This window comes from Nocardia sp. CA-290969, from assembly GCF_050936135.1.
Lineage (GTDB): Bacteria > Actinomycetota > Actinomycetes > Mycobacteriales > Mycobacteriaceae > Nocardia.
Genome location: NZ_JBNJNJ010000001.1, coordinates 7,453,318 through 7,477,174, shown reverse-complemented (window position 1 = coordinate 7,477,174; position 23,857 = coordinate 7,453,318). Strand labels below are relative to the sequence as shown.

1 protein-coding gene (cut by both window edges) is annotated in these 23,857 nt (G+C 69.5%); it reads right to left on the bottom strand.

All 23,857 nt of this window come from inside a single coding sequence — locus ACQEVO_RS34215, non-ribosomal peptide synthase/polyketide synthase, on the bottom strand. Of the gene's 52,050 coding nucleotides, 17,105 precede the window and 11,088 follow it; the stretch shown corresponds to coding positions 17,106-40,962 (codon 5,702, partial, through codon 13,654, complete); the first complete codon in reading order (the gene reads right to left) occupies positions 23,854 to 23,856. The start codon and the stop codon both lie outside this window.

Below are 23,857 nucleotides of genomic sequence, written 5' to 3'. Positions count from 1 at the left end.
CACCGGGATGGTGTTGATGAACAGCCCGACCATGGTCTCCACGCCCGCCAGCTGCGGTGGGCGGCCGGAAACGGTGGCGCCGAACAGCACATCGTCGCGGCTGGTGATCCGGCCGAGCAGGATCGCCCACGCCACCTGCAACACCGTATTCGCGGTGATACCGAGTTCGGCGGCCAGCGCGGTGATCCGCGCCGTCGCCGCGGTATCCAGCTCGAAGGCGTATTCGCCGGACAGCGACTCGATCTCGTGTGCGGAATCGCCGCCACCGGATTCGGGACGGGTGAGCAACGTCGGTTCGCTGACACCGGCCAGTGCCTCGCCCCACGCCGCCAGCGACGCGTCGTGATCCTGCCGGCCGACCCATTCCAGGAAGTGCCGGTAGGAGCGGGCGGCGGGCAGTGCGGTGCTGTCGGCGCGCACCGCGTACAGCGCCAGCAGATCCCGCATGAGCAGCGGCATCGACCAGCCGTCGAGCAGGATGTGGTGGTTGGACACCACGAACTGCCAGGTGTCCGGCCCGGTCTTGATCAGGGTGAAGCGGATGAGCCGCGGTTCGGTGAGATCGAAACGCCGCAGCCGGTCCACATCGACGAGATCGCCGGCGTCACCGGTGGCGCTGCGGTCGTATTCGGTCCAGTCGACCGGCACATCGTTCAGCACGACCTGCACCGAGTTGCCCTCGCGATCGGTGACGAAGGCGGTGCGCAGGTTCTCGTAGCGGTCCACCAGTGCCTGCGCGGCCGCGCGCAGGCGTTCGGTGTCCAGCCGGCCGGTGAGCGTGAGTACCGCCTGCGCGGTGTACACATCCACCGAGGTCGCGGCGAGTTGGGCGTGGAACAGCAGCCCGGACTGCAGCGAGGACAGCGGCCACAGATCGGCGACCGGCATCGGGAACCGCTGTTCGATACCGTCGACGTCCTGCTGCGCCACTTCGACCAGCGCGAAATCGGACGGTGTATGCCCGCCCGCGTCCGCGGACTCGGCATGGCGGGCCACCGCCTCCAGCGCCTGCACCCAGAGATCGCCGAACTCGCGGGCCTCGTCCGGCGAGAGCAGCGTGGACGGGTAGCCGATCCGGGCGGTGAGCGTGTCACCGACCACGATGGCGTTGATGTCCAGCGGCGCCATGGCCGGCATATCGGCGTCGTAGGCGGCGTTGAGGCCGGCGAGGTCGCCGGCGGGCAGCCAGCCGAAACCGTCCATCCCGTCGGGGATTTCGCCGCCGCCGACGCGGCCCAGGTAGTTGAAGTTCACCTGGCCCGGCATTTCCCGCGGGAGTTCGGCCGCGGTATCCCGGTTCATATAGCGCAGCAAGCCGTAGCCGACGCCCTTGTCCGGAACGGCGAGCAGCTGTTCCTTCACGAGCTTCAGCGCGGCACCCAGCTCGGGACCGCCGGTGAGCGCGGCCTCGATATCGATTCCGGCGGGCTCGAACCGCACCGGGAACAACGCGGTGAACCAGCCGACCGTCCGGGACAAATCGGCCCCGGGGGCGATTTCTTCCTCACGGCCGTGGCCCTCGAGCCGGATCAGCAGCGGATCGTCCAGCCGCACCCCGGGCACCCGGCGCGCCCGCCAGGCCGCGGTCGCCAGCACGAGGGCGGTGAGCAGGCCGTCGTTCACACCACCGTGGAACAACGCCGGCACCGTGGTGAGCAGGGTCTGGGTGACTTCCGGCGATACCCGTACTCCGTGGACCTCGACGACGCCGGCGGTATCCACCGACGCGTCCATCCGGCGGCCGGTGAGCAGCGGGTCGGCGGTGCCGGCGACGGTCCGCCAGTACTCGAGTTCGGCCAGCCGCTCCGGGCTGTACGCGTTCTGTTCGAGGGCATGTGCCCAAGTGCGCATGGAGGTGGCCGGCGCGGGCAGCTCGGGGGCCTGCCCCGCGCTGTGCGCGACCGCGGACAGCACGAAATCCGGTACCAGCACACGCCAGGACACACCGTCGACCACCAGGTGGTGCGCGATGACCACCAGACGACCGGACCGCTCGCCGGTATCGGGTTCCAGCCAGACGAACCGGACCACCACACCGTTCTCGGGATCGAGCCGGTCCAGCGCCGCATCGACGGCGGCCGTGGCGACCTGGAGCAGCTCGTCCTCGGTGGCGGCGGCGTCGAACACCGTGTGATCGATCAGCGCGTCCACGTCGACGCTGCCCGGTTCGGCGGTTTCCACGATCCAGTCGCCGTCTGTGGTGTGCAGCCGCGCGCGCAACATATCGTGCCGGTCGAGCACCGGGCCGACGATGGCGGCGATGGTGTCCCGGTCGATACCTATCGGCAGTTCCACCGCCATGAGCTGGTGGAACCGGCCGAAGGAACCCGGCCGTTCGGCCATGAACCGCACGATCGGGGTGGGCGGCATGGTGCCCACGCCACCGCCCGGCATCTCGACGAGCGTGCGCACCACGCTCTCGGCGTCCGCGGCTTCGGCGATCGAGGCCAGTCCGGCCACCGTCCGCTGTTCGAAGACGTGCCGCGGGGTGAACACCACACCGCGCGCCTTGGCGCGGGAGACGAGCTGAATGGAGACGATGCTGTCGCCGCCGAGGGCGAAGAACGAATCGTCCACGCCCACCTGGTCCACGCCCAGGACCTCGGCGAACACCTCGGCGATGATCTGCTCGACCGCGTTGCGCGGGCCGCGGAACGCGGTGCGGGCCTGGAAGACCGGTTCGGGCAGTGCCCGGCGGTCCAGCTTGCCGGCGGGGGTCAGCGGGATCCGGTCGATCACCATGATCGAGGCCGGAACCATGTAGTCGGGCAGCCGCTCCGCGACGTACCCGCTCAGCGCCGCCACATCCACCGCGGCACCGGGTGCGGCCACCACGTACGACACCAGCGAAACCGTGCCCGCGGCGTTCTTGTGGCCGGTGGTGACGGCGAAGTCGACGGTGCTGTGCGAGGTCAGCGCGGCGTCGATCTCACCGAGCTCGATACGGAAACCGCGCACCTTCACCTGAAAGTCGTTACGGCCCACATACTCCACCGCAGGATCACCCGCGGCATCACGACGCCAACGCACCACATCACCCGTGCGATACAGGCGCGAACCCGGCTCACCATAAGGATCGGCGACAAAACGCTCAGCAGTCAGACCGAACCGGGCGTGATAGCCACGCGCCAACTGGATACCGCCGACATACAGTTCACCCGCCACACCCTCGGGCACCGGGTTCAGGCGATCGTCGAGCACCAGCGCACGCATCCCGCGCACCGGGCCACCGATGGTGACCCTGTCTCCCGGCCGCAGCACACCGCTGATATTCGTGGCAACCGTGGCCTCGGTCGGACCGTAGGCATTGTGGAACCGGCGCTCGACCCCGCCTTCAGGGGTCACGGACCATTTCGCGACCAGATCCGCGGAGATGGCCTCACCACCGGCGATGATGACCTGCATCCCGGCCAGATCCGCCGGATCCAGCGACGCCAGCACCGACGGCGTGATCAAACCGACCGACACACCCTCACGAGCGATCAACTCACCCAGTTCGGCACCGCCATAGGTACCCGTCGGCACCACAACCAGCGCACCCGCCGAACCCACGGCCAGCAGCAGTTCCAGGATCGAGGCGTCGAACGACGGCGAGGCGAAGGCCAGCGCCCGTGTGTTCGCATCGAGGCGATACCGCTCCACCTGCTCGGCACTGAAGTTCGCCAAACCCGCATGCGTGACGACAACACCCTTGGGCACACCCGTGGAACCCGAGGTGTAGATGACATACGCGGTATTCGCCGCAGTCAGCGGCCGCACCCGATCCGCATCGGTGACCTGCTCAGCCGTATATTCGTCCAGCTCCAGCTCGTCGAGCACCAGCCAATCCACCGAACCCGGCAGATCCCCCCGCACCGACGACACCGTAATACCCACCGGCGCACCCGAATCGGACAACATATGCGCGATACGGTCTTCCGGATACGTCGGATCGATCGGCAAGAACGCCGCACCCGACTTCGACACCGCCCACTCGGCCAGCACCGAATCCGCCGACCGCGGCACCGCCACAGCCACCAAATCCTCAGCACCCAAACCACGCGCGATCAACGCCCGTGCAAGGCGGTTCGAACGCTCGTCGAACTCACCATAGGAATACCGGCGACCCTCGAACACCACCGCCGGCGCCGAACGATCCACCGCCACCGCATCCGCCAGCAACTCCGGCAACGTCCGCGCCGGCACCACCGGACCACCGGTCCGGGACAGGATCTCGGCACGCTCCGGCTCGTCCAGGATCTCCACCGCACCCAGCACGGTGTCCGGATCCGCGGCGACCACCGCGAGCAGCCGCTGCCAGCGGGACAGCAGAGCGTCCGCGGTTGCCGCGTCGAACAGTTCTGTCGCGTAGTTCAGCGCCAGTTCCATTCCGCCCGAGGCGTTCTCGAACAGGTTGAACTGCAGATCGAATCGGGCGACGTCCGCGGCGAGGTCGAGTCCGGAAACCCGCAACCCGGCCAGATCCAGGGCCGGCTGCTGGTTGTTCTGGAACGACAGCGCCACCTGGAACAGCGGATTCCGGGCCTGCGACCGCTCCGGCGCCAGCAGATCCACCAGCCGCTCGAACGGCACATCCGCGTGACCGAACGCATCCAGATCGGCCTGTTTGGCCTGTTCCACGAGGTCGGCGAAGGTCGCGCCGGAGCGCACCTCGGTCCGCAGCACCAGGGTGTTGACGAACATGCCGACCAGATCGTCGAGCGCCTGTTCGCCACGGCCCGCGATCGGCGTACCTACGGCGATATCGTCGCTACCCGACATCCGCGCCAGCAGCGCCGCCAGTCCGGCGTGCAGCACCATGAACATGGAGGCACCACGCTCCCGGGCCACGGCCTCCAGGCCACGGACCAGGTCGGCGCCGAGTTCACCGCGCACCGTCGCACCACGCATCGACGCCACCGCGGGACGCGGCCGGTCGGTCGGCAGTACCAGCTCGTCGGGCAGATCCGCGAGGGTGCGCTGCCAGAACGCGATCTGGCGCGCCATCGGCGATTCCGGATCGTCCTCGGCGCCCAGTACCTGCCGCTGCCACAGGGTGTAGTCGGCGTACTGCACGGGCAGCGGTTCCCAGCTCGGCACACTGCCCTGGGCCCGCGCCGCGTACGCGGTCATCACGTCCCGGGCCAGCGGCGCCATGGAGAAACCGTCGGCGGCGATATGGTGCACGACCACGACGAGCGCGTAATCGTCCGGGCCGGCGGCGAACAGCCGGGCCCGCACCGGTACGGCTTCGGCCACATCGAAGCCGAGGCTCACGAATTCGGTGACCTTCGCGGGTACCTCGGCCGCGGTCACCTGTTCCGGGCCCAGATCCAGCTCGACCCGGTCGGCGGGCAGGATCAGCTGCACCGGGGTGCCGCCGTGCTCGGGGTAACGGGTGCGCAGCGATTCGTGCCGCCGCACCACATCGGCCATCGCCGCGCGCAGCGCCGCCACGTCCAGCTCGCCGGAGAGGCGGATCGCCATCGGCAGGTTGTAGGCCACCGACGAGGTGTCGTACTGGTTGAGGAACCACATGCGCTGCTGCGCGTACGACAGCGGCACCAGCTCCGGTCGCGGTCCGGCGACCAGCGGCGGCCGCGCGCCCTCCCCGGCCCGTTCGGCCCGGACGGCCAGCGCCGCGACGGTCGGCGCCTCGAACAGGGCGCGCACCGGCAGGGTCACGTCGAGCGCCGTGCCGATCCGGGCCGCGACCTGGGTCGCGATCAGCGAGTTACCACCCAGCGCGAAGAAATCGTCATCCGCACCGACCCGCTCCACACCGAGCACCTCGGCGAACACAGCCGCCACGATCTCCTCGATCGGCGTCGACGGCGCCCGGAACACCTGCGCCTCGAACACCGGCGCCGGCAACGCCCGCCGATCCAGCTTGCCGCTGGCATTCAACGGCAACTCGTCGAGCACCACGAAAGCCGCGGGCACCATATACGACGGCAGGCGACCGGACAGATGGCTGCGCAGCGCATCGGTGTCGACCACCGCGCCGGCCACCGGCACCACATAGCCGACGAGCTGATCACCGGTACGCGGGTCGCCGCGCAGGATCACCACGGCCTGCGCGATCTCGTCCACGCCGGTCAGCGCGGCCTCGATCTCGCCCAGCTCGATCCGCAGACCACGCAGTTTCACCTGGAAATCGGTGCGACCCAGGTACTCCAGCTCACCGGCGGCATTCCAGCGCACCAGGTCACCGGTGCGGTACATCCGCTCACCCGTCTCGAACGGGTCGGCGACGAACCGGTCGGCGGACAGATCCGGCCGGGCCACATAGCCGCGCGCCAGCTGAACACCCGACAGATACAGCTCACCCGCGACACCCACCGGCACCGGCCGCAACCGGCTGTCCAGCACGTAGACCCGGGTGTTGAGTACCGGTGCGCCGATCGGCACGGTGGCCGTATCCGCGTCGGTCACCTCGTGATAGGTGACGTCGACCGCGGCCTCGGTGGGGCCGTACAGGTTGTGCACCGCGGTACCGGTCAGCTCCCGCAACCGCTGCGCCGGTTTCGGCGGCAACGCCTCACCGGAGGAGAACACCATCCGCAGCGTCGCGCACCGCACGGCGCCGGATTCGGCGTTCGCGGCGGGCAGCGCACCCACGAAGACGGTGAGCATGGACGGCACGAAGTGCGCGACCGTCACCCGCTCGGTGTCGATGATCTCGGCCAGGTAAGCGGGATCGCGATGACCGTCCGGCTTGGCCACGACGAGCCGGGCACCGATCTGCAAGGGCCAGAAGAACTCCCACACCGACACATCGAACGTCGACGGCGTCTTCTGCAACACCGCGTCCGTGGATTCCAGCCCGTACTCCGACTGCATCCACACCAAACGGTTCACGATCGCACCGTGCGACACCGCCACACCCTTCGGGCGGCCCGTCGAACCCGACGTGAAGATCACGTAGGCCGTGTTGGTGGCCCGCAGCGGCGCCACCCGATCGGCATCGGTGACCGGCGCCTCCGAGTAGCCGGACAGGTCGGTCTCGTCGACCACGACCACCGGCCGCCCGGCCGGGGCGAACCCGTCGGCACCGCTGGTGAGCACGCAGACCGGTGCCGCGGTATCGAGCACATAGTCGATCCGCTCGGCCGGCTGCTCCAGATCCAGCGGCACATACGCACCACCGGCGGCCACGACCGCGTACATCGCCACGACCAGATCCAGCGAGCGCCGCATCCCCAGCGCCACCGGAACATCCGGGCCGACACCCAGCGTGATCAGGTGCCGCGCCAGGCGGTTCACCCGGCCGGCGAACCCGGCGTAGGACAGACCTGTCCCCTCGAACGCCACCGCGGGCGCCGCCGGGGTCCGCGCGACCTGGTCGGCGAACAGGCTCGCCAGGGTCGCGGCCGGATCCACCGCACCCACGGGGCCGTAGCCGCTGCGCAGGACATACGACGCCTCCGCCGCGTCCAGCAGCGGCAGATCGCCCAGCGGCCGCTCGGGAGTCTTGACGACGGCCTTCAGCAGGCGGACGAACCGCCGCCCGAACTGCGCCACCGTGGCCGGATCGAACAGATCGGTCGCGTAGGTGAAGGTCGCGGCGATACCGGCGGTTCCGGTCCGTTCGCTGAGGTCCAGTTGCAGATCGAATTTCGCCGTTTCGATCGGCATATCGACCGCGCCGATCGTCAGCCCGGGCAATTCCGCATCGGCCGGCGGGGTGTTCTGCAGCGACAGCATCACCTGGAACAGCGGATGCCGGGCCTGCGACCGCACCGGGTTCAGGATCTCCACCAGCCGCTCGAACGGCAGATCGGCGTTGCCGAAGGCGGCGATATCGGTCCCGCGCACCGAACTCAGCAGTTCGGTGAACCCGGCGCCGGAATCGACCGGCGTCCGCAGCACCAGGGTGTTGACGAACATGCCGATCAGGTCGTCGAGGGCGCGTTCACCGCGGCCCGCGACCGGGGTGCCGATCGCGATATCGGTTTCCCCGGACAACCGCGAGAGCAGCACCGCGAACGCCGCGTGCACGACCATGAACAGGGTCGCGCCCTCGGACCGCGCCAGCTCGGCCAGCCCGGTGTGGGTTTCCGCGTCGATCTCGAAGACGTGGGTGGCGCCGCGGCCGGAGGCGATCGCGGGCCGCGCCCGGTCGGCCGGGAGGTCCAGCTGATCCGGCAGACCGGCCAGTTCCCGCGACCAGTACGCGATCTGTTCGGCGATCACCGATTCGGGATCGTCCTCCGCGCCCAGCACCTGCCGCTGCCACAGCGCGAAATCGGCGTACTGGACTTCCAGCGGCGCCCAGCCGGGAGTGTCACCCGCGGTCCGCGCCACGTAGGCGGTGACCACATCGCGCAGCAGCGGAGTCATCGAGAAACCGTCGCCGGAAATGTGATGGACGACGAAGCCGAGCACATGTTCGGTCGCGTCCAGCCGGTACAGCCGGGCCCGCAACGGCACGTTCGCGGTGACGTCGAATCCGGCCATCACCAGCGCGGCGAGGCGCGCGGGTAGTTCGGCGGGTGTCGTCTCGACCGGGCCCAGTTCCGGCACCGCGTCGACCGCCGGCACCACCTGCTGATACGGGGTGCCGTCCACCTCGGGATAGAAGGTCCGCAGCGATTCGTGCCGCGCCACCACATCGGCCACGGCGGCCTGCAGGGCGGCGACATCGAGCGCACCCGAGAGCCGCACCGCGACCGGGATGTTGTCCACGAACGAATCCGGGTCGAAGCGGTTCAGGAACCACATCCGCTGCTGTGCCAGCGACAGCGGCGCCCGCTGCACGACCTCACCGGACGGCAGGGTCTGCACCGGCCGCGGCTGCGGCACCAGCGGTGCCCGCCCACCGGCGCCGGCGTGCAGGCCGGCGCGCGCGGCGAGACCGGCGACGGTGGGTGCCTCGAACAGCATCCGCACCGGCAGCGTGGTCTGCAACGCGGTTCCGAGCCGGGCGACGATCTGGGTCGCGATCAGCGAGTTACCACCCAGTTCGAAGAAGTCGTCGTCGGCACCGACGCGGTCCACACCGAGCACCTCGGCGAAGGTCGCCGCCACGATCTCCTCGACCGGAGTGGACGGCGCCCGGAACACCCGGGCCGCGAATTCCGGTTCGGGCAGTGCCCGGCGGTCCAGCTTGCCGGAGGCATTCAGCGGGAACGCGTCGAGCACCATGAGCGTCGCCGGAACCATGTAGCCGGGCAGCTGCGCGGCGAGTTCACCGCGCACCCGGTCGGGATCGACCGCCGCGCCGCCCGCGGGCACCACGTAACCGACGAGCTGATCACCGGTGCGCGGATCGTTGCGCAGCACCACCACGGCCTGGCCCACCTCGGGCAGGGCCGCGAGGGCGGCTTCGATTTCACCGAGTTCGATCCGCAGGCCGCGCAGTTTCACCTGGAAGTCGGTGCGGCCCAAGTACTCCAGCTCACCGGCGGCATTCCAACGCACCAAGTCACCGGTGCGGTACATACGTTCACCGGCGTGGTACGGGTTCGCGACGAAGCGGTCCGCGCTCAGATCCGGCCGCGCCACATAACCACGAGCCAGCTGCACGCCCGACAGATACAGCTCACCCGCGACACCCACCGGCACCGGCCGCAACCGGCCGTCCAGCACATACACCCGGGTGTTGAACACCGGGGCTCCGATCGGCACCGTGCTGTCGTCCGCGTCGGTGACCTCGTGATAGGTCACGTCGACCGCGGCCTCGGTGGGGCCGTACAGGTTGTGCACCGCGGTACCGGTCAGCTGTCGCAGTTGCTGTGCGGGCTTACCGGGCAGCGCTTCACCGGAGGAGAACACCAACCGCAGTGTCGCGCAGCGCGACGCATCGGCTTCGGCGCCCGCGAGCGCCCCAACGAAGACGGTGAGCATGGACGGCACGAAGTGCGCCACCGTCACCCGCTCGGCATCGATGACCTCCGCAAGATACGCGGGATCACGATGACCATCCGGCCGCGCGACGACAAGCCGGGCACCGATCCGCAAGGGCCAGAAGAACTCCCACACCGAGACGTCGAACGTCGCGGGCGTCTTCTGCAGAATCGCATCAGCGGGTTCGAGCCCGTACTCCGACTGCATCCACACCAGACGGTTGACGATCGCACCGTGCGAGACGGCCACACCCTTCGGGCGGCCCGTCGAACCCGAGGTGAAGATCACATACGCCGGATTCTCCGGACGCAGCGGGGCACGCAGTTCCGCCGGCTGAACCGGGCTGCTGTCGAACGCGGTCGTATCGACGGTGTCCAGGTGCAGGACCGGCGTGCCGGCAGGCACGGGGACCGCGTCGGTGGTGGTGGTCAGCACACAGACCGGTGCCGCGGTATCCAGCACGTACCCGATCCGCTCGGCCGGATGATCCGGATCCAACGGCACATACGCACCACCCGCGGTCACGATCGCATACATCCCGACCACCAGATCCAGCGACCGCCGCACAGCCAGGCCCACCAGTGATTCCGGGCCCACACCCTCGGCGATCAGCAGGCGCGCCAACCGGTTGACCCGCGCGTCGAACTCCGCGTACGTCAGCTGTTCGCCCTCGAAAACGAGCGCGACCCGATCCGGGTGCGCGGCCGCGGTGCGGGTGTAACCGTCGAGCAGCAGGCGCTGCTCCACCGGATGACCGGTGGCATTCCACTGGTCCAGCACTCGGGTGCGTTCGGCGGGGGCGAGGATTTCCAGATCGCCCACCGGCGCCGACGGGCGCGCCACGATCGCGTGCAGCAGGCGCAGGAAGCGGTCCGCGAAGCCCTGCGCGGTGGCGTGCTCGAACAGGTCACTTGCGTAGGTCAGATGGCCTGCCAGGCCGTTGGGCGCACCGGTTTCGTCGTAGCTGTCGCCTACGAGCAGGTGCAGATCGTATTGCGAGGTCGCGGTGTCGATATCGACACCGGCCACGGTGAGACCGGGCAGTTCCAGGCTCGATATCGCCAGGTTCTGGAACGTGAGCCCCACTTGGAACAGCGGATGCCGGGCGGTCGAGCGTGCCGGGTTCAGCACCTCCACCAGACGTTCGAACGGTACGTCCGCGTTCGCGAACGCCTCGATATCCAGCTGCCGCTGGCGGGCCAGCAGATCGGTGAACGATTCACCGCGATCCAGCTCGGTGCGGAACACCAAGGTGTTCACGAACATACCGATGAGATCGTCCAGTTCCTGTTCACCGCGACCGGCCACGGGGGTACCGATGGTGATGTCCTCGGTGCCCGAGAGCCGTGCCAGCAATACCGCGAGTGCGGTGTGCACAACCATGAACAGGGTGGCGCCCTGCTGCTGTGCCAGACGCTGGAGTCCGGCGTGGATCTCGGGCGAGACCCCGATCTCCACCCGGCCACCGGCGAACGACTGCACCGCCGGACGCGGACGATCCGCGGGCAGGTCCAGCTGATCGGGGATCCCGGCCAGCGTGGACTGCCAGTAGGCAACCTGCCGCGCCGCCAGCGACTCCGGATCGTTTTCGTCGCCCAGCAGCGCCCGCTGCCACAACGCGAAGTCGGCGTACTGCACCCGCAGCGGCGCCCAGCCCGGCGCCTCTCCCGCGGCCCGCGCCGCGTACGCGGTCATCAGATCGCGGGTCAACGGCGCCACCGACGAACCGTCACCGGCGATGTGGTGGATCACCATGGCCAGCACGTATTCGTCGGCCGCACCGTCGACCGCGAACAACGCCACCCGCAGCGGCACCTCTTCGGTGACATCGAATTGGGTCGACACCAGTTCCAGCACAGCCGATTGCACGGCCTCGGCGGCCACCGTCCGCACCGTCAGCTCCGGCACCGCGCCCGAGGCCGGCAGGATCACCTGGACCGGGCCCTGCTCGGTCTCCGGGTAGTAGGTGCGCAGGATCTCGTGCCGATCGACCAGATCACCGATCGCGGCCCGCAGGGCATCCACATCCAGGGAACCGGACAGTCGCACCGCGATCGGGACGCTGTAGGCGGCGGACTGCTGGTCGAAGCGGTTGAGGAACCACATCCGCTGCTGCGCCAGCGAGAGCGGCAGCCGCTCCGGACGCGGCTGCGGCACCAACGCCGCGCGGCCGCCCGAACCCGCATGCTGTTCGGCGCGCACGGCCAGCCCGGCCACGGTGGGCGCCTCGAACAGCGCGCGCACCGGCACCTGGGTATCCAGCGCCTTGCTCAACCGCGCCGCGACCTGGGTCGCGATCAGCGAGTTACCGCCGAGTGCGAAGAAGTCGTCGTCCGCGCCGACCCGGTCGGCACCGAGCACCTCGGCGAACACCCCGGCCACGATCTCCTCGATCGGAGTGGACGGGGCCCGGAACTCGCGGGCCTCGAATACCGGTTCCGGCAGGGCTTTACGGTCGAGTTTGCCGTTGACGGTCAGCGGCAGCGCGTCGAGTTCGACGAACGCCGCGGGCACCATGTACGACGGCAACCGCTGCGCCAGCTCGGCCTGCACCCGGACCAGGTCCAAGCCGGCGCCGGCGGGCACGACATAGCCGACCAGCCGGTCGCCGGTCCGCGGATCCGAGGTCGCCAGCACCGCGGTCTGCGCGATCTCCGGCAGCGCCAGCAGCGCGGCCTCGATCTCGCCGAGTTCGATCCGGAAACCACGGATCTTGACCTGGAAGTCGGTGCGGCCCCGGTACTCGAGTTCGCCATCGCGGTTCCAGGCGACCAGGTCACCGGTGCGGTACATCCGCGCACCCGGGATGAACGGGTCGGCCACGAACCGTTCCGCGCTCAGTTCCGGGCGCCGGAAGTAGCCGTGCGCGAGCTGCGCACCCGCCAGATACAGCTCACCCGACACACCATCGGGTACCGGCCGCAACCGGCCGTCGAGTACGTACACCCGCGAATTCCACTGCGGCGCACCGATCGGCACCGACACCTGATCGGCCGCGGTGACGCGGTGGGTCGTGATCGACACCGCCGCCTCGGTCGGCCCGTACAGGTTGAACAGCCCGATACCCGGATACTCGGTGAGCATCCGCTGCGCGGTCGCCGCGGGCAACGCCTCACCGATGGCCAGCACCCGCCGCAGCGACCCGGACACCCCGTCGCCGTCGGCGGTGAGCAGGGCATCCAGCATCGACGGCACCACCGTCAACGTGGTCACACCTTCGCGGCGCATCAGACCGTTGAGGTAGGCCGGGTCCCGATGCCCCTCCGCCGAGGCGATGACCATGCGGCCACCGCATACGGCAGCGGTCCAGAACTCCCACACCGACAGGTCGAACGTGGCCGCGGTCTTCAGCAGGATCGCATCCGCCGCATCCATCGCGAATTCGCTGGTGATGTAGCGCAACTGGTTCGCGACCGCGGCGTGCGGCAGGGCCACACCCTTCGGCCGGCCGGTGGAGCCGGACGTGAAGATCACGTAGGCGGTATTCGAGGCACGCAACGGCGCGGTCCGCTCGGCGTCCGTCACCGGCGCGCTGTCGAAGCCACCGAGATCCAGCTCGTCGAGCACCACTGTCGGAGCACCGTCGGTACCGAACCCGGTCTCGGCGTTCGTCAGCACACAGACCGGTCCCGCGGTGGCCAGGATGTATTCGCTGCGTTCGGCGGCCTGATCCGGATCGACCGGCACATACACACCACCGGCCACCGATACCGCGTACATCGCGACGACCAGATCCACCGACCGGCGGATCGCCAGCCCGACCCGGACCTCCGGGCCGACCCCGCGCCCGATCAGATACCGGGCCAGGCGATTGACCCGCGCACCCAATTCGGCGTAGGTCACCCGCGTACCGTCGGCGGCCACCAGCGCCACCGCGGCACCGTCGGCCGCGATCGACGCATCCAGCAGCGAAACCAGCGTCGCGGCCGAATCGAGTTCGCGGACAGTCGAATTACGCTCGGCCAGCACGTCGCGCTCGGCCGGCGCCAGGATCTCCAGATCGCCCACCGGCACCGCCGGGTCCGCCACGATCTCGCGCAGCAACCGCACGAACCGGTCCGCGAAACCTGCCACGGTCGCCTCGTCGAACAGGGCGGTGGCATAGGTCAGGTAACCGGACACGCCCTCGGGGGCGCCGGCCGGGTCGTAGGTGTCGCCGACGATCAGGTGCAGGTCGAACTGCGAGATCGCGGTATCGAAATCCACACCCGAGACGGTCAGCTCCGGCAGCCGCAGCTCGGTCTGCGCCAGGTTCTGGAACGAGAAGCCCACCTGGAACAGCGGATGCCGCGCGGTGGACCGGACCGGGTTCAGCACCTCCACCAGCCGCTCGAACGGCACATCGGCGTGCGCGAACGCCTGCAGATCCACCTCACGCTGCCGCGCCAGCAGATCCGCGAACGATTCCCCGCGCTCCACCTGCGACCGGAACACCAGGGTGTTGACGAACATACCGATCAGGTCGTCGAGCGCCTGCTCACCACGACCCGCCATCGGCGTACCGACGGTGATGTCGTCGGCACCGGACAGCCGCGACAGCAGCACCGCGAACGCCGCGTGCACCACCATGAACAGCGTCGCGCCCTGCTCCTGCGCCAACCGCACGAGCCCGGCATGCGTCTCGGCGTCGATATCGACCGTCACCCGCCCGCCGGCGTAGGACTGCACCGCCGGACGCGGCCGGTCGGCCGGTAGGTCCAGCTGATCCGGCACACCGGCCAGCGCGGAACGCCAGTACCCGATCTGCTGCGCCGCCAGCGACAGCGGATCGGATTCGTCACCCAGCAGTTCGCGCTGCCAGATGGAGTAGTCGGCGTACTGCACCGCCAGCGGCGCCCAGCCCGGTTCCACACCGGCGGTCCGCGCGGCATACGCGGTCATGACGTCCCGGGTCAGCGGCACCATGGAGGAACCGTCACCGGAGATATGGTGCACGACCATCGCCAGCACGAATTCGTCCGCGGCATCGTCGATCCGCAGCAGTGCCACCCGCAACGGCACCTCGGCGGTCACATCGAACCCGGTCGCGGCGAGCTCCGACACCGCCGGAACCACCTCGGCGGCGGCGACCGACCGGACCTCGAGCCGCGGCACCGCATCGCCCACCGGCAGCACGACCTGCACCGGGCCGGATTCGGTCTCCGGGTACACCGTCCGCAGCACCTCGTGCCGCGCCACCACATCGGAGATCGCTGCCCGCAGCGCCGCCACATCCAACGCACCGGACAACCGGATCGCCATCGGAATGTGGTACGCCGCCGAGTTCTCGTCGAAGCGGTTGAGGAACCACATCCGCTGCTGCGCCAGCGACAGCGGCGCAGCCGGCACGACCTCGCCCGAGGCCAGCACCCGTTCCGGCCGCGGCTGCGGAACCAGCTCCGCACGCCCACCCGAACCGGCCTGCTCCTGGATCCGGGCGGCGACGGCGGTGACGGTGGAGGCTTCGAACAGCGTCCGCACCGGCACCTGGGTATCGAGGGCGGCGCCGAGCCGCGCCACGACCTGGGTCGCGATCAGTGAGTTACCGCCGAGGGCGAAGAAGTCGTCGTCCGCGCCGACCCGGTGCACGCCGAGGACATCGGCGAACACACCGGCCACGATCTCTTCGACCGGGGTGGCCGGCGCCCGGAACTCGCGGGTCTCGAAAACCGGTTCCGGCAATGCCTTCCGGTCCAGCTTGCCGACCGGGGTCAGCGGGATCGAGTCGAGCACCATGATGGCCGACGGCACCATATAGCCGGGCAGCCGTTCTTCGATATGGGCGGTGAGCGCCGCGATATCGACCGTGTAGCCGGGCGCGGCGACGATATACGACACCAGCGACACCGCACCCGCGGCGCTTTCGTGCCCGATCGTCACCGCGAAATCGACGGTGTCGTAGGAGGTGAGCGCGTTGTCGATTTCGCCCAGCTCGATGCGGAAACCGCGGACCTTCACCTGGAAGTCGGACCGGCCCACGTATTCGAGCCGGTATTCGAGTTCGCCGGAATCCAGTTCCCGCGACGCCCAGCGCACCACGTCACCGGTGCGGTACATGCGCTCGCCCGGCACGTAGGGGTTGGCCACGAACCGGTCCGCGGTGAGGGCGGGGCGGGCATGATAGCCGCGGGTCACCTGGATACCGGAGACGTACAGTTCGCCCGCCACGCCGTCCGGTACCGGCTGCAGCCGGTCGTCGAGCACCAGCGAACGGATACCGCGGTTCGGGCCGCCGATGGTCAGCGCGTCGCCCGGGCGCAGCGGTTCACCGATATTGACCACGATGGTGGTCTCGGTGGGCCCGTAGACGTTGTGGAACGCCCGGATCGGGCCGTCCGGCCCGCCCAGCGGAATGGCCCATTTCGCCAGCAGCTCCGGCGAATACGCCTCACCGCCCACGGCCAGCACCCGCAGGCTGTCCAGCCCGGTCGGGTCGAAGGTGGCCAGTGCGGCCGGGGTGATGAACAGATGGGTCACCTGTTCGTCCCGGATCAGGCGGTAGAGCTCGGCACCGCCGTAGGTACCCGGCGGCACCACGACCAGCGCGCCACCGGAACCGATCGCCAGCAGCAGCTCCATGATGGAGGCGTCGAAGCTCGGCGAGGAGAAGTGCAGGGTCCGGGTATCGGAGTCCATCCGGTACCGCGTGACCTGCTCGGCGGCGAAGTTCGCCAGACCGGCATGCGGAACCACCACGCCCTTGGGCACACCGGTGGAACCGGAGGTGTAGATGATGTAGGCGGTATTCGCCGGGGTCAGCGGCCGCACGCGGTCCGCGTCGGTCACCGGCTCGGCCGAATATCCGTCGAGCACCAGCTCGTCGAGCACCAGCCAGTCCACCGAATCCGGCAGCTCGGCCCGCGCCCGCGAGACGGTCACGCCGACCCGGGTGCCCGAATCGGTGAGCATATGGGCGATGCGCTCGGCGGGATAGGTCGGGTCGATCGGGACGAACGCCGCGCCCGATTTGGTCACCGCCCATTCGGCCAGCACCGAATCCGCCGATCGCGGAACCGCGATCGCCACCAGATCCTCGGCACCCAGCCCGGCGCCGATCAGCACCCGCGCCAGCCGGTTCGAGTACTCGTCGGCCTGCCCGTAGGTCCACCGCTCGCCGGCGAACACCAGCGCCGGCGCCGACGGGTCCACCGCCACCGCCGCGGCCAGCAGTTCCGGCAGCGTGCCGGCCGGTACGGCCGGGCCGCCGGTGCGGGACAGGGCCGCGGTGCGTTCGGACTCGTCCAGGATTTCCACCGTGCCGAGCACCACGCCCGGGTCGGCGGCGACCGCGGCGAGCAACCGCTGCCAGCGGGTCAGCATGCTCTTCGCGGTGGCCTCGTCGAACAGTTCTGTCGCATAGTTCAGCGCCAGATCCATTCCGCCCGAGGCATTCTCGCCGAGCGTGAACTGCAGATCGAACCGGGCGACGTCCTCGGCCAATTCCAGGCCGGAGACCTCGAGACCCGCCAGATCGAGCACGGCCTGCTGATTGTTCTGCAGCGACAGCGCCACCTGGAACAGCGGGTTGCGGGCCTGCGACCGCTCCGGCGCCAGCAGATCCACCAGCCGCTCGAACGGCACATCCGCATGACCGAACGCATCCAGATCGGCCTGCTTGGCGCGATCCAGCAGTTCGGTGAAGGTCTCGCCCGAACGGACGGACGTCCGCAGCACCAGGGTGTTGACGAACATGCCGACCAGATCGTCGAGCGCCTGCTCACCACGACCCGCGATCGGGGTACCGACGGCGATATCGTCGCTGCCGGACAACCGCGCCAGCAACGCGGCCAGCGCCGCGTGCAGCACCATGAACATCGAGGCACCGCGCTCGCGGGCCAGCTCGTCCAGGGTGTGGGTCAGCTCGGCCGGCAGTTCGCCGTGCACCGTCGCGCCGCGCAGCGAGGCCACCGCGGGACGCGGCCGGTCGGCCGGCAACGCCAGCTCGTCCGGCAGGTCCGCGAGCGTGCGCTGCCAGAAGGCGATCTGCTGCGCCATCGGCGAGCGCGGATCGTCCTCGGCACCCAGCACCCGCCGCTGCCACAGCGTGAAGTCGGCGTACTGCACCGACAGCGGGGTCCAGCCGGGTCCGTATCCGGCGGCCCGGGCCGCGTAGGCGGTCATCACATCGCGGGCCAGCGGGGTCATCGAGAAACCGTCGGCGGCGATATGGTGCACCACCACGACCAGCACATGCTCGCCGGGGGCGGTGGTGAACAGCCGGATCCGCAGCGGTACCGCCGCGGCCACATCGAAACCGGTGGCCACGAATTCGGTGACGGCCGCGACCAGCTCACCGGCGGTGGTCTCGACCGGAGCCAGATCGAAGACGACCTGTTCGGCGGGCACGATCATCTGCACGGGAGTGCCGTCGATCTCCGGGTACCGGGTGCGCAGCGCTTCGTGCCGGCGCACCACATCGGCCACGGCGGCGTGCAGCGCCGCCACGTCGAGATCACCGGAGAGGCGGATCGCCATCGGCAGGTTGTAGGCCACCGACGAGGTGTCGTACTGGTTCAGGAACCACATCCGCTGCTGCGCGAACGACAGCGGCACCCGCTGCGGCCGCGGGCCCGCGACCAGCGCGGGACGCCCGTCCCCACCGGCCTGCTCCACCCGCACGGCCAGCGCCGCAACCGTCGGTGCCTCGAACAGCGCGCGCACCGGCACGCTGGTCTCCAGCGCCGCTCCGATCCGCGCCGCGACCTGCGTCGCGACCAGCGAGTTACCACCCAATTCGAAGAAGTCGTCATCGGCGCCCACGCGGTCGACGCCGAGCACCTCGGCGAAGGTCGCGGCGACGATCTCCTCGATCGGCGTCGACGGCGCCCGGAATACGCGGGCCTCGAATACCGGCGCCGGCAGCAACTTCCGGTCCAGTTTCCCGGAGGGATTCATCGGGAACGCGTCGAGCACCACGAACGCCGCGGGCACCATATAGCCGGGCAGTTCGGCCCGCAGCGCGACCCGCACCGCTTCCAGATCGATCGACGCGCCGGGAGCGGGCACCAGATAGGCCACCAGCTGATCCCCGGTGCGTTCGTCGGTGCGCATGACCACCACGGACTGCGCGACCTCGGGCAGACCCGCCAGGGCGGTTTCGATCTCACCGAGTTCGATCCGCAGGCCGCGCAGTTTCACCTGGAAGTCGGTGCGGCCCAGGTATTCGAGTTCACCGTCGGCGTTCCAGCGGACCAGATCGCCGGTCCGGTACATCCGCTCACCGGTGCCGAAGGGGTTCGCCACGAACCTGTCCCCGGTCAGGTCGGGGCGGTACAGATAGCCACGCGCCAGCTGCGCACCACCCAGATAGAGCTCACCCGGAACACCCGGGGGCACCGGCTGCAACCGATCGTCGAGCACGTAGGCCTGGGTATTGAACGAGGGGGCACCGATCGGCACGGTGACCGTATCGGCTTCGGTCACTTCGTGGTAGACGAGGTCGACCGTGGTTTCGGTCGGACCGTAAGCATTGTGCAGCCGGGCCGAGGTGAGTTCCCGCAGCCGGCGCGGGAGATCGGCCGGCCACGCTTCGCCGCCGACGAAAATCTGGCTCAGGTTCGACCAGGCGCCCGGTTCCGTTTCGCTCACGATCACCGACAGCATCGACGGCACGAATTGCGCCGCGGTGACGCCCTCGTCCCCGATGATCCGCGCCAGATACCCGGGATCGCGGTGGCCGTCCGGCCGCGCGACGACGAGGCGGGCACCGACCTGCAGCGGCAGGAACAGCTCCCGGATCGACGCGTCGAAGGTGACCGGCGCCCGGAGCAGCATGACATCGGCGGCCCCGATGCCGTACCGGGCGTGGTTGCTGACGAGGCAGTTGACGACCGCCTCGTGTGTCACCGCGACACCCTTCGGCCGGCCCGTCGAACCCGAGGTGAAGATCACGTACGCGGTGTTGCCGGGACGCAGCGGCCGATGCCGGTCGGCATCGGTGAGCGGGGCGGCGGAGAACTCGGTGAGATCCAGCCGGTCGATCCGCACCTGGTTCGCGACCACCGGGTCCAGATCTTCGCCGGAGGTCAGCACGCACAGCGGTTGTGCGGTGTCGAGAATATGCCCGAGCCGCTCGATCGGCTGGTCGGGATCCAGCGGCACATACGCGCCGCCGGCGGCGATCACCGCGTACATACCGACGAGGAGGTCGAAGGAGCGCTGCATACCGAGGGCCACATGCACCTCGGGGCCCACCCCGGCACCATGCAGCCACCGGGCCAGCCGGTGCACTCGCGCCGCGAAGTCGGCGTAGGACAGATTCGCCCCTTCGAACGTCAACGCAACGGCGTCCGGTGTCCGGGCGACCTGCGCCTCGAACAGGGCCACCAGGGTGGCGCTGGCGTTGCCCGGGGTTTCGGTGAGCGCCGTCTCCACCGGGAACTCGGTGGCATTCCACCGGTCCAGGACCAGCGACCGCTCGGCGGTATCCATGATCTCGATATCGCCGACCGGTACCACCGGCTCGCCGATCACGGAGCGCAGCACCCGGACGAACCGGCGGCTGAACTCGGCCACATACGACTCGTCGAAGAGGTCGGTGGCGTACGTGATCGAGGCGTCCATCCCCGACCCGTCGGGTGCCGCATCGCTCAACGTGAGCACCAGATCGTATTTCGAGGTCGGTGCTTCCACGTTCAGGTCGGTCATGGTCAGACCGGGCAGTTCCAGGCGCGATTCGCCGAGGTTCTGGAAGGCCAGCATCACCTGGAACAGCGGCTGCCGCGACTGCGACCGCACCGGGTTCAGCACCTCGACAAGCCGCTCGAACGGCACATCGGCGTGCGCGAACGCGTGCAGGTCGCGGTCGCGCACCTGCGCGAGCAACTCGGCGAACGGTACGGCGTTGTCGACCCGGGTCCGCAACACCAGCGTGTTGACGAACATGCCGACCATATCGTCGAGCATGCGTTCACCGCGCCCGGCGATCGGGATACCGATGGGGATATCGGTGGTTCCGCTGAGCCGCGCGAGCAGAATCGCGAAACTGCTGTGCAGCACCATGAACAGGGTCGTGCCCTGCGCCTTGGCCAGCGCGTCGAGTTCGGTGACCACCTCTCCGGGCACCACGAACCGGTGGGTCTCCGCCTGTTCACTGGCCACCGCGGGACGGGGGCGGGCGGACAACCGGAGTTCGTCGGGTATGCCGTCGAGTTCCGCTCGCCAGAAATCGAGCTGCTGAGCGGCCAGCGACTCCGGATCGTCCTCGGAACCGAGCAGTTCGCGCTGCCAGATCGCGTAGTCGATGTACTGGACCGGCATCGGCGTCCAGTCCGGGGCCTGCCCGGCGGTCCGCGCCGCGTACGCGATCATCAGGTCACGGCTCAGCGGATGCATCGAGAAACCGTCGGCCGCGATGTGGTGCACCACGCCGACCAGCACGTGATCGTCCTCGGCCAGCCGGTAGACCCGCATCCGCACCGGCGATTCGACGGTGAGGTCGAAGCCCAGGCAGACGAATTCGTGGATCGCCGCGAGCAGTTCGCCACCGAGGTCGCTCCCGGATCCGGCCCGGACGGTCCGCACCTCCACATGCGGTATCGCCTCCGCCGGCGGCAGCACCTGCTGATACCCGACACCGTCGTAGGACGGGTACACGGTGCGCAGCGATTCGTGCCGGGCGATCACATCGCCGACCGCCTCGATCATCGCCGGCAGATCGAGCGTGCCCTGCAACCGCAGGACGACCGGGATGTTGTCGACGGGCGAATCCGGCTCGAAGCGGTTGAGGAACCACATCCGCTGCTGCGCCTGCGACAGCGGCGGCCGCTCGGGCCGCGGACGGGGCGCCAGCACCGGGCGCCCACCGGCACCGGCGTGCTGCTCCACGCGCGCCGCCAGCGCGGCCACGGTCGAATCCTCGAACAGCATCCGCACCGGCACCTGGGTGTCGAGTGCGGCGCCGATCCGGGCGGCGACCTGGGTCGCGATCAGCGAGTTACCGCCGAGGGCGAAGAAATCGTCGTCGGCGCCGACCCGTTCGGCGCCGAGCAGCTCGGCGAACACCCCGGCCACGATCTCCTCGATCGGTGTCGAGGCGGCCCGCGACCCCGCGGATTCGACCACCGGCGCGGGCAGCGCCCGGCGATCCAGTTTTCCGTTGATGGTCAACGGGATCCGGTCCAGAACCACCAGCGCGGACGGAACCATATAGGACGGCAGCCGCTGCGCCGCGCCCTCCCGGATCGCGTCCGTATCGGGTTCGGTGCCGGCCTCCGCGACGACATAGCCGACGATCCGGTGATCGCCCGGCTTGTCCTCGCGCACGATCACCGCGGCCTGCGCGACACCCGGCTGCGCGAGCACCGCGGCCTCGATCTCACCGAGTTCGATACGGAAACCGCGCACCTTCACCTGGTCGTCGGCGCGGCCCAGGTATTCCAGTTCGCCGAAGCGGTTCCAGCGGGCGAGGTCGCCGGAACGGTAGAGGCGCGCACCGGGTTCGCCCAGCGGGTCGGCGACGAACCGGGCCGCCGTCAGGTCCGGGCGGCCCAGATAGCCGCGCGACAGCTGCACACCGGAGACGTACAACTCCCCCGCGACACCCACCGGCACCGGCCGCAACCGGTTGTCCAGCACATAGGTTTTCAGCCCGGCCAGCGCGCGGCCGACCACACTGCCGGCCGCACCGGCGATGGTGGCGGCGTCGAGCGCGCGATAGGACACGTGCACCGTGGTCTCGGTGATGCCGTACATGTTCACCAGCAGCGGCGACGCGGTTTCCCGGCCGTCGATCAGCTGGGTGCGCCCGGTCGTCCCGTCACCGTGCCGTTCGACCCAGTCGGCGAGCCGGCGCAGTTCCAGTGCCTCACCGCCGAACACCACGTAGCGCAGGGCCAGCGGGCGGTCGTCGGCCGCGATGCGATCGGCCTCGGCCAGCTGATAGAACGCCGACGGCGTCTGGTTCAGCACGGTGACCCGTTCGGCGCGCAGCAGTTCCAGGAATTGCTGCGGCGAGCGCGAGACGTAGTAGTCGACGACCACGAGAGTGCCGCCGAACAGCAGCGGGCCCCACAGCTCCCAGACCGAGAAGTCGAAGGCGTAGGAGTGGAACAGCGTCCACACATCGTCGGGGCCGAATCCGAATTCGCGTTCGGTGTTGGCGAACAACCGCACCACAGTGCGGTGCGGTACCGCGACACCCTTGGGGCGGCCGGTGGACCCGGAGGTGTAGATGACGTAGGCGGTGTTGTCCGGCCGCAGCGGCGCGAGCCGGTCGGCGTCGGTGATCGGGCCGTCGTCGGCATCCTCGATATCGCCGGCTTCCACCGCGAACCCGTCCACCGCGATCCGCGAGATCCCGGCGGGCAGTTGCACCGGCACGGTCGAATCCAGCACCACGGTCGCCGGTTTCGCGTCACCCAGCACATACGCGAGGCGTTCGGCCGGCGAATCCGGATCCACCGGTACGTAGCCGGCGCCCGATTTGATCACCGCGAGCAGGGCGACGACCAGGTCCAGCGAACGTGGCAGCAGCACCGCGACCAGGCTCTCCGGCCCGGCGCCCTCGGCGATCAAACGGCGCGCCAGCACATTGGCCCGGCGATCCAGTTCGGCGTAGGTGAGCCGGTCGTCGCCGAACTTCACCGCGGTCCGCTGCGGATGCTCACCGGCGGCCACCTCGAACAGGCTCGCCAATGTGGCGGTTCCGGGCAGGTCCACCGCCCGGCCGTCGACGGTGAACACACCCGGAGCCGCGTCGGCGCGGGTACCCGTCCAGCGCTGCACCACATCGGTGCGCTCGGTTTCGCCGAGCAGATCGATATCGCCGACCGCGACGGCGGGGTCCTGGGCGATCGCCCGCAGGATCCGCAGCAGCCGATCGGCGAAACCGGCCACCGTCTCCGGGTCGAACAGGTCGGTCGCGTACGACCACTGCATGTGCAGGCTGCCGTCGACCGGCCCTTCGGTGGCGACCGAGAGCTGCAGATCGAATTTCGCGAGACCGGGATCGAACTCGACGACCTCGAGGTCGAGGCCCGGTAGCGCCACGGTCCGCGTATCGGCGGCCGAGGCCGCCTCGAAGGACAGCGCCACCTGGAACAGCGGGTGA